11 protein-coding genes are annotated in these 11866 nt (G+C 72.9%); 4 read left to right on the forward strand and 7 right to left on the reverse strand.

Annotated features, from left to right (window positions below):
- Positions 1–111 precede the first annotated feature (111 nt).
- From ACZ4QV_RS38535 to ACZ4QV_RS38545, 3 genes are all read right to left on the reverse strand, one after another.
- Positions 112–711, reverse strand: coding sequence for a hypothetical protein (locus ACZ4QV_RS38535; RefSeq protein ID WP_361155817.1), 600 nt, complete (start codon positions 709–711; stop codon positions 112–114).
- A gap of 188 nt (positions 712–899) precedes the next feature.
- Positions 900–1991, reverse strand: a complete 1092-nt coding sequence (locus ACZ4QV_RS38540; RefSeq protein ID WP_361155815.1) for a PucR family transcriptional regulator — start codon at positions 1989–1991, stop codon at positions 900–902.
- Positions 1992–2124: 133 nt separating this feature from the next.
- Positions 2125–4197, reverse strand: coding sequence for an NAD-binding protein (locus ACZ4QV_RS38545; protein WP_361618298.1), 2073 nt, complete (start codon positions 4195–4197; stop codon positions 2125–2127).
- Between the two features lie 376 nt (positions 4198–4573).
- On the opposite strand from ACZ4QV_RS38545, the gene ACZ4QV_RS38550 reads away from it, so the two are divergent.
- Complete coding sequence (locus ACZ4QV_RS38550; protein ID WP_031011502.1) at positions 4574–5242, forward strand: potassium channel family protein; 669 nt, start codon at positions 4574–4576, stop codon at positions 5240–5242.
- A complete protein-coding gene (locus ACZ4QV_RS38555) occupies positions 5239–5907 on the forward strand; it encodes a potassium channel family protein (RefSeq protein WP_361155813.1) in 669 nt (222 codons plus the stop codon). The genes ACZ4QV_RS38550 and ACZ4QV_RS38555 overlap by 4 nt, the downstream gene beginning before the upstream one ends.
- 145 nt (positions 5908–6052) lie before the next feature.
- On the opposite strand, the gene ACZ4QV_RS38560 is transcribed toward ACZ4QV_RS38555, so the two are convergent.
- From ACZ4QV_RS38560 to ACZ4QV_RS38575, 4 genes are all read right to left on the reverse strand, one after another.
- Complete coding sequence (locus ACZ4QV_RS38560) at positions 6053–6913, reverse strand: DUF3159 domain-containing protein (protein ID WP_361155812.1); 861 nt, start codon at positions 6911–6913, stop codon at positions 6053–6055.
- 3 nt (positions 6914–6916) lie between these two features.
- Positions 6917–7315, reverse strand: a complete 399-nt coding sequence (locus ACZ4QV_RS38565; RefSeq protein ID WP_073760467.1) for an OB-fold nucleic acid binding domain-containing protein — start codon at positions 7313–7315, stop codon at positions 6917–6919.
- A gap of 79 nt (positions 7316–7394) precedes the next feature.
- Positions 7395–8078 carry a response regulator gene (locus tag ACZ4QV_RS38570; RefSeq protein WP_030021237.1) on the reverse strand — a complete coding sequence of 228 codons (684 nt, stop codon included), beginning with the start codon at positions 8076–8078 and terminating at the stop codon, positions 7395–7397.
- Positions 8079–8202: 124 nt separating this feature from the next.
- On the reverse strand, positions 8203–10770 hold the full coding sequence (locus ACZ4QV_RS38575; RefSeq protein WP_361155810.1) for a sensor histidine kinase KdpD: 2568 nt from the start codon (positions 10768–10770) through the stop codon (positions 8203–8205).
- Positions 10771–11019: 249 nt separating this feature from the next.
- Here ACZ4QV_RS38575 and ACZ4QV_RS38580 point away from each other — a divergent pair, with 249 nt between their 5' ends.
- On the forward strand, positions 11020–11226 hold the full coding sequence (locus ACZ4QV_RS38580) for a hypothetical protein (protein ID WP_467764112.1): 207 nt from the start codon (positions 11020–11022) through the stop codon (positions 11224–11226).
- A 373-nt stretch (positions 11227–11599) separates the two neighbouring features.
- Positions 11600–11809 carry a transcriptional regulator gene (locus ACZ4QV_RS38585; protein WP_467764113.1) on the forward strand — a complete coding sequence of 70 codons (210 nt, stop codon included), beginning with the start codon at positions 11600–11602 and terminating at the stop codon, positions 11807–11809.
- The last annotated feature ends 57 nt before the right edge of the window (positions 11810–11866 follow it).

Genomic DNA, 11866 nt, shown 5'->3' on the forward strand with positions numbered 1-11866 from the left:
TGCGCTCCGGTCGGTGGTCGGTCGGGCCCGGTCGGTGGCCGGTCAGGATCAATCGGTCGTCGGTCAGGCCCGGTCGGTGGTCGGACGGCCTCGTCGGTGGCCGCTCGGCGCTCAGACGGCCGGGCCGTACGGGTCCAGAGCGGCGTCGAAGGGCGCGACCCGGAAGAACTCGCCGTCGGCGTCGTAATCGAAGATCAGCGCGCTGCTGCCGGCGGTGAGGCCGGTCTCCTCCGTACGGACCTGGACGACGGCCGTCGATCCGTCGTCGGCGCGCACCTCGGCCTGGCCGAAGTCGGACGAGACCCGGCCGGTGCGGACGACGCACACCCGGCCGACGAAGTCCTCTCGCGAGGCGACCCGTTCAGGAGGCAGCAGGCGGCGGGCCAGGCGCACCGCGACGCGGGTGCCGGCCCAGGCCGCGAGCAGCGCGAGCACCAGTGCGGCGGCGCGCAGCGGCAGGCTCCCGGTCAGCGCGGCACCGGCCAGGGACACGGCCCAGGCGATCAGCACGCCGAGCGAGAGGGTGACCGTCACGGGCAGTCCGGCGGTGCCGGCGGAGCCGTCGACACCCTCACCCCCGTCGAGGATGTCGACGCCTGCCCCGCCGAGCAGCACCAGCAGCCAGTAGGCGGCCACCACCAGCAGCGCGAAGGTGAAGAAGACGGCCGGGAAGGCGAGCGCGGCTCGTGTGAACGCTGCGAAGTCCCCCATGGCTGTCCGTCACCCCGTCCCTGTCTGTTCCTGCCGGTTCCCAGATCGTGGCAGGCTGCCAGGGGGCCGCACATTGCCGGATCCCGGCAATCTTTATGTGTTCCTGATGACCTGTTAACGGGACACGGTCTTGCCGTCGGGGGTGGCCGGGCGGTAGAGGTACCGGCCGGTTTTCACCCTTTCGCGTCCTACAACGGCTTGTCCGGCCAGCCCAGCAGCCGCGCGCCCAGCGCCGCCGTCTCCAGCGTGAAGCGCTGGAGGCCGTCCGCCGGGTCGTAACCGGTCAGGAACTTGATGCGCTCCAGGCGGTACGAGAGGGTGCGCACGCTCACCTTGAGCCGGCGGGCGGCCTCGGCGTTGACGTACCCGGACGCGGCGAGCGCCCCGATCGTCTCCAGCAGCGGTCCGGCGCCGCCGCGTGACTGCGTCAGCGGCCCGAGGACCGTGTGGACGAGGTCGGCCATGGCGGCGCGGTCGCGCAGCAGGACGGGGAAGACCAGCAGGTCGGCGGCGCGCAGCACCGGTTCGTCCAGCTCCAGTTGTTCGGCCAGCTCCAGCGCGCCCAGCGCCTCCTCGTACGAGTGCACCACCCCGCCCGCGCCGGAGTGCACCCGGCCGATGGCGACCCGCCGCGCGCCGGGCCGCCCCACGTCGGGCCAGCGTGCGTACGTGGCGAAGGCGTCCAGCACCGTACGCTCGCGGCTCGCGCCGACGCAGACCAGCCGGCCCTCCTTGGTGGTGATCAGCACGTCCCGGTCACCGAACCGGCCGAGCAGTTCGCGCTCCACCCGGCGGGCCACCGGGTGGATGTCGTCGAAGGGCTCGTCGCCCTCGGCCACCGCGACGGCGTGCTCGTGGGCCAGGCGCAGCCCGAACCGCTCGGCGCGCTCGGCCAGCCGTCCCAGGTCGCTGCGCCCGTACAGCAGGTCGTCGACGAACTCGCGCCGCGCGGCCTCCTCCTGGCGGACGGCGAGCCGCTGCGCACGCTCGTGGCCTTCGCCGAACGCGGCGATGGCGGCGTCCACCGCGCCCAGCACGGCGTCGCCGGTACGGGCCCGCTCCGCCGCGCCGGCCGCCCGCGCCACCCCGGGCAGCGCGCCCCAGACCCGCCGTGTCTCCCCCAGGAAGAGCCCGACCAGTTCACGCAGCCCGTGGCCCGACTCGGCGGCCCGCTCCCCCAGGTCCCGCAGCGCGTCCAGCTCCGCGCGCCGGGGCAGCCGCCCGGTGTCGGACACCTCGGCGAGGAGGGTGGTGTAGCCCTCCAGGTACTCCGGGGACATCCCGCCGTCCTTCACCGTCCGCACTCCCTGCCGCCGCGCCGTGCACCGCCCCGCCCTTCGGAGCCCCCTCCATCCTGCCGGACGGAGCGCGAGCGTCCGACCTGGTGAGCCCCAGGGGCCCGGGGCAGGCTCCTCACGCCTCCTGCCGTACCGCCCCCGCCGCGCGCGGATGCCGGGAGATCAGCTCGCCCAGCCCCTGGCGGGTGGCGACGAGCAGGACGCGGTCCTGCGGCCGGAGCGCGTAGCCGTCCCCCAGCTCCCGTACGAGCCGGGCGTGGCCGCGCTCCGGCGTCTCCTGGGCGGCGCCGGGCGCCGGGTCCGACGGGTCTTCCGGGGCGGAGGTGTCCACGGCCAGGACGCGCAGCAGGCCGGGCCGGAACACGTCGGCGATCGTGCGGCCCTCCAGGGCGGCGTGGCCGCGCACCTCGACCCGGGCGACGAGCAGCACCCGTCGCTCGACGGGAATCGCGCCGATGATCTGACGGCCCATCATCGCGCCGGCGAAGGCGGGCGCGGCCAGGAAGCTGACGCTGCGGCTGCGGGTGCGCGCCCGCGGGTGGGCGGCGCGCAGTGTGCGGTAGACGGCGGTGGCGAAGCGGTCGTCGAACAGACGCAGCGTCACGCGCAACTGCGGCTTGACGGAGCGGGCGTAGAGGGCCGCCTCCAGATTGGTGGTGTCGTCGCTGGTCAGAGCGAGCAGGGCGTGCGCGCGCTGGATCTTCGCGGCTTCCAGTACGCCTTCGTGCGTCACATCTCCCACCACCGTCGGCACCCGCAGCCGGCGGGCCAGCGCGATGCCGCGCGCTTCGGGGTCCGCCTCCACACACACCACGGGGGTGCCCAGCTCGTGGAGCTGGGCCAGCACCCGCGTACCGACCTTTCCGAGGCCCAGCAGCACCACGTGCCCGGACAGTCCGCGCGGCGGGCGGCGCAGCGCGGTGGCGTTGCGGAAGGTGCCGAGGCCTTCCAGCGCGGCGGCCACCAGGACGGGCAGCAGCAGCAATCCGGTGAGTCCGGACAGGAGTTGCAGCACCTTGCGGGAGACCGGCTCGCCGATGGCCGGTTCGTTGATGGCGAAGAGATCGAGGAGCGAGAGGTAGGTGGCGTGCAGCGGGGAGTCGCCGGTGGTCAGGGAGGAGGCGACGGCCAGGGCGAGGACGGCGCCGACGACGCCGGCCAGCGACCAGCGCAGCCGGCGGGAGAAGAAGGAGCCCAGCGGTACGCCCCGGCCGCGCAGGCTGCCCGGCCCCCACCGGGTGCCCGCGCCGTCACGCCGCTGCCTGCGTCCCCGGCCGTTCCGGCTGCCGGGGCGCGGCTGGCGGCCCTGGTAGGTGACGGTTTCCAGGACGACGGTGCCGCGCCCGGCGGCGGCCGCCGCGGTGACGTCGTCGGGCAGCAGCTCGGGGCCGTCGTCGGCGGACGGCTCGTCCCCGCCCGACGCGCCCGGATGGACCGAGGGGTCCGCCGGGTCGGCGGCCACGTCCGCCGTCGCCGTCAGGACGGCGAGCGGGCACAGTCCGGAGGCCGCGGCCGGGTTCTGCCGGGCGGGGCTGCGTTCCACGGCGCGCAGCAGCAGGCCGTCGGCCTCGATGACCTTGCTGGTGCCCGCGACGGCGGTGGCCGCCAGCGCCGGGGCCACGGTGTCGGCGTCGGACAGGACCGTGGTGGACGCGTCGGCCCCCTCGGTGTCCAGGGCGCCGACGGCCGCGGCCTGGTCCAGCAACTGTTCCAGGTACTGGCCCAGTTTGCGGTTGTAGAGCCGGATCACCAGCCGCAGCCGGGGGTTGAGCCGTCGGGCCCGCAGCGCGGCATGGATGTTGGTCTCGTCATCGTCGTACACCAGTGCGAGCGCTCCGGCCGCGCCGATGCCGGCCTCGGCCAGCGTGTCGTCGTCGGCCTCCGCCGCTTCCAGGACCCGTATGGGCTCGTCGGGCGGTTCCTCGGCGCCCCCGGTGGCTCCGGTGGCCCCGGTGCTTCCGGCCTCGCCGCCGGGAGTGCCGGGCGAGCCGGTCTGCGTGCGCACCATGGCGGCCGAGACCCGCCCCAGCAGGGCCTGGGCCCGCCCCAGGGCTCCGGCGGGCGGCGGGATGCGGGGCCGGTGCGGTTCTCTGGCGGAGGGGACGACGAGCGTCACCCGCTCCCGATAGACGTCCTTGAGTTCGGCGGCGAGGCGGCGCGCGAGGGCGTCGTCGCCGCAGACAACCATATGCGGGGCGGGTGCGCCCTGTTGGGGCTGCTGAGGCACGGTGGACACGCCGCTCAGCGTGCCTCACGGAGCGGTCCCGGCGCACATGATCGCGCCGGCCGCGGGCCCCGGCCGGGGCGCAGCGGGCCGGTCCGGACCTTCCGGGCGCGCCTGCCACGAGAACCCCGCCCCATGATCGCTGACCAGATTCCCGGCCGTACCGCAAGGAAACTTACCCTCCCCTTATGTTCTCTTGTCGCGTTCTTAACGCCCGAGAGGGCCGTGCGGGCGAACTGCGTGGATGCAGCGGCTCCCACGCCAGGTAGCGTGGTCGCCGAACACGCCAGGTCGAAGCAGCCGGCGTCACAGCACAGGGAAAGGTGCGAGGTAGGGGCCGATGCACATCGTCATCATGGGGTGCGGGCGGGTGGGTTCCGCGCTCGCACAGACCCTGGAGAGCCAGGGTCATACGATCGCGGTGGTCGACCAGGACCCGACCGCCTTCCGCCGTCTGGGCTCCGGCTTCGGCGGCCGCCGGGTCACCGGGGTCGGTTTCGACCAGGACACCCTGCGCGAAGCCGGGATCGAGGAGGCGGGCGCCTTCGCCGCCGTCAGCAGCGGCGACAACTCCAACATCATCGCGGCCCGGGTGGCCCGCGAGATGTTCGGCGTGGAGAACGTCGCGGCCCGCATCTACGACCCGCGCCGCGCCGAGGTCTACCAGCGCCTGGGCATCCCGACGGTCGCCACCGTGCGCTGGACCGCCGACCAGATGCTGCGCCGGCTGCTGCCCTCCGGGGCCGAGCCGCTGTGGCGCGACCCGAGCGGCGGTGTCCAGCTCGCCGAGGTCCACACCTCGCCGGCCTGGGTGGGCCGCAAGATCAGTCAGCTCCAGGAGGAGACCGGCGTCCGGGTCGCCTTCCTCACCCGGCTGGGTGAGGCCATGCTGCCGACGTCGCAGACCGTGCTGCAGGAAGGCGACCTGGTGCACGTGATGATGCGCACCGACGAGGTCGAGAAGGTGGAAGCGGTGTTCGCCGAAGGGCCCGAGGAGGCGCACGCATGAGGGTCGCGATCGCGGGCGCGGGCGCGGTGGGCCGGTCCATCGCGGGCGAGCTGCTGGAGAACGGGCACGAGATCCTGCTCATCGACAAGGCGCCGACGGCGATCTCGGTCGAGCGGGTGCCGCTGGCGGAGTGGCTGCTGGCCGACGCCTGCGAGATCACCTCGCTGGACGAGGCAGCGCTGCAGCGCTGCAACGTCGTCATCGCGGCGACCGGCGACGACAAGGTCAACCTCGTCGTCTCGCTGCTCGCCAAGACCGAGTACGGCGTGCCGCGGGTTGTGGCCCGCGTCAACAACCCCAAGAACGAGTGGCTGTTCAACGAGGCGTGGGGCGTGGACGTCGCCGTCTCCACCCCGCGCCTGATGTCGGCGCTGGTCGAGGAGGCGGTGAGCGTCGGCGATCTCGTACGGCTGCTGCGCTTCAGCCACGGCGACGCCAACCTCGTCGAGCTGACGCTGCCCCCGGAGGCGGCGCTGGCCGGCACCCGCGTCGGGGACGTCGACTGGCCGGAGGACACCTCCCTGGTCACGATCATCCGCGGCAACCGGGTGCTCACCCCCAACAAGGAGGACGCGCTGGAGGCCGGGGACGAGCTGCTGTTCGTCGCGGCCCAGTCGCGCGAGGAGCAGTTGGAGGACCTGCTGTCGGTACGCCGGGAGGCGTGACGGCGGGCGGCCCGTAGGACGCAACGGCGAAGGGCCGGGAACCTCAGGGGTTCCCGGCCCTTCGCCGTTCGTACGGACTGTCGCATGCGAGCTGTCGCGTACGGATTTCCCGTACGGCCCCGCGTCTGCGGCAGCGTCGCGGGCCTCAGCCGCGGTGCTGCGGCGCCCGGCCCTGCTGCTCGGCGGCCGGCGCCTGCGGCGTGATGTCCGTGGCGAGGTCCGCGGCCACCCCGTCCAGGATGCCGTTCTCCCGCGCCTCACGCTCGCGCCGCGCCTTCGCCTCCTCCTCGGCCTTCTCCTTGGCCTCCATCTCCGCGAAGACGTCGATCGGCGCCGGGGCCTTGGCCAGGAACAGCCAGGTCAGCCAGACCGCCAGCAGGAACGGCGGGATCTTCAGCGCGATCAGCACCCAGCCCAGGTGCGTGGTGTCCGCCCACCAGTACAGCGGGAAGAGGATCGCGCACTTGGCGAGCAGGATCGCACCCCAGGCGTAGCTGGCCTTGGCGTACGCCTTCTTGCGGCCCGGGTTGCGGGTGCGCCAGGAGAGGTTCTCCTTGAACACCGGCCCCAGGATCAGGCCGATCAGCGGTGCGCCGGCCAGCGTGGTGACGATGTAGGCGACGCCCAGGCCCAGCGTGTAGAGCATGCCGGGCAGGTAGAAGTCCTTGGCGTTGCCGGTCATCATCGCGAAGACCACGCCGAAGGCCACCCCGAAGACACCGCCGAAGGCGTGCTTGACGGTGTCCTTGCGCACCAGGCGGGCGACGGCCAGCACCAGCGAGACCGCCAGCGCGGCGATCGCCGAGATGTGCAGGTCCTTGTTGATCGTGTAGATCGTGACGAACAGCAGGCCGGGCAGCACGGTCTCGACCATGCCGCGCACGCCGCCGAAAGCCTCGAACAGGGCGGCCTCGGTGACGGCTCTCCCGTCCGCGGCGGCGTCCTGCTCCTGGGCCGGCCCGCCGGCCGGTCCGGTGGTTCGGTTCGGTCGGTCGTCAGACGTCACCGGCTACTCCTGTCCGAGTGGTCGGAGTTCGTATTTCGGATTGAACAGCACCCGGCGGCCGTGGCTCATGGAGATCCGGCCGGAGGCGATGAGCTTGCGGCCCGGCTCTATGCCGGTGATGGCACGCCGGCCGAGCCACACCACGTCCAGAGCGGCGGAGCCGTCGAACAGCTCCGCCTCCAGGGCGGGCACACCGGCGCGCGGCCGCAGCGTCACATGCCGCAGGGTGCCGGTGACCTTGACTATCTGCCGGTCGTCGCAGTCGCAGATGCGGGTACAGCCGGTGTTCTGCGCGTCCTGCTGCAGCTCGGCGGACTCCAGCTCCTCCTCGGAGGAGGACAGCCTGTCGAGCATCCGGCGGAAACGGCCTGCCGGCTTCTCGGATCGGGTCCCAGCGCTCATGAGGCCAGCGTACCGGTGCGCGGGGCCCTGGATCACGGCCGCGGACGACGCCGTACCGGCCGGTCTCCGGGGGCCGCGGTCACTGCTCGAAGCGGTAGCCCATGCCGGGCTCGGTGACGAAGTGCCGGGGGTGCGAGGGATCGCTCTCCAGTTTCCGGCGGAGCTGTGCCATGTAGACCCGCAGGTAGTTGGTCTCGGTGCCGTACGAGGGCCCCCAGACCTCCTGGAGGAGCTGCTTCTGGCTGACGAGACGGCCCGTATTGCGGACCAGGACTTCCAGCAGATGCCACTCGGTCGGCGTAAGGCGCACGTCCCGGCCGTCCCGGTTGACCTTCTTCGCGGCCAGGTCGACGGTGAAGCCCTCGGTCTCCACGACCACCTCGTCCTCGGCGGGCCCGGTCGGCTCGGCCCGGCGCACCGCGGCCCGCAGTCTGGCCAGCAGCTCGTCCATCCCGAACGGCTTGGTGACGTAGTCGTCCGCCCCGGCGTCCAGCGCCTCGACCTTCTCGTCGGAGGTCTGCCGGGCGGAGAGCACCAGGATCGGCACCCGGGTCCAGCCGCGCAGGCCCTTGATCACCTCCACGCCGTCCATGTCGGGCAGCCCGAGGTCCAGGACGATCACGTCGGGGTGGCGGGCGGCGGCCAGCTTGAGGGCGGTGGCCCCGTCGGGGGCGGCGTCCACCTCGTACTTGCGCGCCTTCAGGTTGATCACGAGGGCCCGTACGATCTGCGGCTCGTCATCGACCACAAGCACCCGGTTCACTGTCGTTCTCCTCGTGGTGGGGAAACCCGCCGGGCCGTGCCCGCGGGGTGTCGGCTGGATGGCGGCTCCAGTGGGCCGGGGGGCGGCACGCGGGGTGCCGCTCCGGTGGCGGCGGGACGCCCGTTCACGTCGTCGCCTGGGCCGGGAGGTCGGGCTGCACCGGCGGTCCGCCGGGGGCGGCACGCAGCGTGAGGACCATGGTCATGCCGCCGCCGGGGGTGTCCTCGGCGGCGAGGGTGCCGCCCATCGCCTCGGCGAAGCCGCGGGCGACGGCGAGGCCCAGGCCCACGCCCGCGCCGCGGGGGGCGTCACCGTACCGCTGGAAGGGCTCGAAGATGCGGTTCTTGGCGCTGTCCGGCACACCCGGGCCGCGGTCGGCGATGCGCAGCTCGACGCGGTCGCCGAGGGCGCTCGCGGAGACCAGCACCCGCTCGCCCTCCGGGCTGTACTTGACGCCGTTCTCGACCAGGTTGGCGACGGAACGCTCCAGCAGCCCCGGGTCGACGGCGACGATCGGCAGTTCCTCGGGAATGTCCAGGGTGACGCTGCCCTCCGGGACACCGCCCAGCGCCATCGGCACCACCTCGTCCAGGTCGATCTCGCGGATCAGCGGGGTGACCGTACCGGTCTGCAGGCGGGACATGTCCAGCAGGTTGCCGACCAGGTGGTCCAGCCGGTCGGCGCCCGCCTCGATGCCCTCCAGCAGTTCCGCCTCGTCCTCCTCGGACCAGGCGACGTCGTCGGAGCGCAGCGAGGTCACCGACGCCTTGATGCTCGCCAGGGGCGTCCGCAGGTCGTGGCTGACGGCGGCCAGCAGCGCCGTACGGATGCGGTTGCCCTCGGCCAGCTCGCGGGCCCGCTCCGCCTCGCCGACCAGCCGCTGGCGGTCCAGTACGACGGCGGCCTGCGCGGCGAAGGCGGCGAGCACCCGGCGGTCCTCGGCGGGCAGCACCCGGCCGGTCAGGGCCAGGGCCATGTGGTCGCCGACCGGCATGTCCACGTCCGCGTCCTCGGGCCGCATCAACGGCCTGGTCCGCGGGTCGCCCTCCGCGGCGCCGCCGACACGGCCCGCACAGGTCCACGGCTCGACGTCGCCGGCCCGCTCCAGCAGCGCGACCGATTCCATGCCGAACGTCTCCCGTACCCGTTCCAGCAGCGCGTCCAGCGTCGTCTCGCCGCGCAGCACGCTGCCCGCCAGGAAGGAGAGGATCTCCGACTCGGCGCGCAGCCGCGCCGCCTGGTGGGTGCGGCGGGCGGCCAGGTCGACGACGGAGGCCACCGAGACGCCGACCGCGAAGAAGATCAGGATGGCGACGATGTTCTTGGGGTCGGCGATGGTGATCGAGTGGGTGGGCGGGGTGAAGTAGAAGTTCAGCAGCACGGACCCGACCGCGGCCGCGGCGAGCGCCGGCATCAGCCCGCCGAGCAGCGCGGCGGCGACGGTCAGGAAGAGAAAGAGCAGGACGTCGTTGGCCAGGCCCGGGCCGTTGTCGATGGCGGTGAGCAGCAGCGACAGCAGGACGGGCGCGACGGCGCCGACCAGCCAGCCGGCGATGATCCGGGTCCGGCCGAGCCGGGCGCCGCGCGCCACGGGCAGGCCGCGCCCCTTGGCGACCTCGTCGTGCGTGACGATGTGGACGTCGAGGTCGGGCCCCGAGTCCCGGGCGACGGTGACGCCGACGCCGGGCCCGAAGACGTACTGCCAGGTCTTGCGGCGGCTGGAGCCCAGCACGATCTGGGTGGCGTTGACCCCGCGCGCGAACTCCAGCAGCGCGTTCGGTATGTCGTCGCCGATGACGTGGTGGAACGTGCCGCCGAGGTCCTCGACGAGGGTCCGCTGCACGGCGAGTTCCTTGGGCGAGGCGGAGGTCAGCCCGTCGCTGCGCGCGATGTAGACGGCGAGGACCTCGCTGCCCGAGCCCTTGGCCGCCATCCGGGAGGCGCGGCGGATGAGCGTACGCCCCTCGGGGCCGCCGGTGAGGCCGACGACGATGCGCTCACGCCCCGCCCAGATCTTGGAAACACTGTGCTCGGAACGGTACTGCTGCAGATATTCGTCCACCCGGTCGGCGACCCACAACAACGCGAGCTCCCGGAGAGCGGTCAGATTGCCCGGCCGGAAGTAGTTCGAGAGGGCGGCGTCCACCTTGTCCGGCTTGTAGATGTTGCCGTGCGCCATCCGGCGCCGGATCGCCTCGGGCGACATGTCGACCAGCTCGATCTGGTCGGCCCGGCGGACGATCTCGTCCGGCACGGTCTCGCGCTGCCGCACGCCCGTTATCGACTCGACGACGTCGCCGAGCGATTCGAGGTGCTGGATGTTGACCGTCGAGATCACATCGATCCCGGCCTCCAGCAGCTCCTCGACGTCCTGCCAGCGCTTGGTGTTGCGGGAGCCCGGCACGTTCGTGTGCGCCAGCTCGTCGACGAGGGCCACCGCCGGCGCGCGGCGCAGCACCGCGTCCACGTCCATCTCGGTGAAGACCGAGCCCCGGTACTCCAGCTCCGCACGCCGGGTCTGCTCCAGGCCGTGCAGCATGACCTCCGTACGGGGCCGGCCGTGGTGCTCGACGAACGCCACCACGGCGTCCGTACCGCGCTCCACCCTCCGGTGCGCCTCGGACAGCATCGAGTACGTCTTGCCGACGCCCGGTGCAGCGCCGAGATAGATCCGTAGCTTGCCGCGTGCCATGGCCCCATTGTCTTACGTGAAGGCCGCCCCCACCGGGCTGAACCTGAGCCGACCCTACCGACCCCGCACCCACCTGAAAGCCGCAGGTGGCGGGTGGGGGCAGGTCTTGACGGGACTCTGATACGGGGGCGGGGCGTCCGGTCCGGGGGCACCGGGTGGCTACCCCGTTGACGGACCAGCCGCCAGGAAACCGGTTTCCTCACAGGAAACAAGTTCCACTGGAGCAATCCCGGCACCCCTGGAGGCCCCATGCCCTCACCATCACCGCCCCCCGACCCCGGCAGCCCGCATCCCTCGGCGGACGAAGCGGCCCGCGCACTGGACGACATAGGCCGGCGCCGGAACCAGGCCCACAGCCCGGCCGACCACGCCCGATGGGTGTACGTACTCGCCGGCGTCGTGTTCGCCGCGCTCTTCGCGGCCCCCGACATCTTCGGCGCGGCAGCGAACGGCTGATCCTCGGTGGCGTTCGGGGCACTCGCCGTCGGCTACGTCGCGCTGCTCAACACCCGCCGCGGCTCGGCCCTGCTGGGCCAGCCCGTCCGCACCCGCCGACAGGACATCTCCGGGCCTTTCCGCCGCTACGCGCTGCTCACCCTGCTCGCCGTACTCCTGGCAGGCACCGTCCTCCCACTGCTGCAACCGGACTGGCACCTCGGCATGCCGTACTGGTGGACCACGCTGGGCGTGGCGGGCGGCGCCGCGCTGGCCCTCTTCGGACCGCGCTGCCGACAGGCGCTGCTCTCGGCCGCCGTACGCGACGGCCGTCGCCCGGGAAAAGGAAACAGCGGGACTGTCCCCCTCCGCCCCGTCCAAGCAGATCAGCACGGTGGAGTCGCACGGGTACGTCGAGGTACGCAAGGGGTACGTCGGCAAGCGCTCCCGCACCTGGGTGAACCTCAGCGACGGCGGACGGGCCGCGCTGGAGGCACACGCGGCGGCGCTGCAGCGGATCGTCGAGGCGTCGCGACGCACTGCGGGCCGGACGGCGGGGACGGCGGCTAGGCCGTTTCCTTCAGATCATCGGATCGTTGGTTGATGTGTGTCGTTGACTGACGCCCAATGGGCACGCATCGAGCCGTTGCTGCCGGATCGG

It is taken from the genome of Streptomyces sp. NPDC026394, assembly GCF_055567735.1.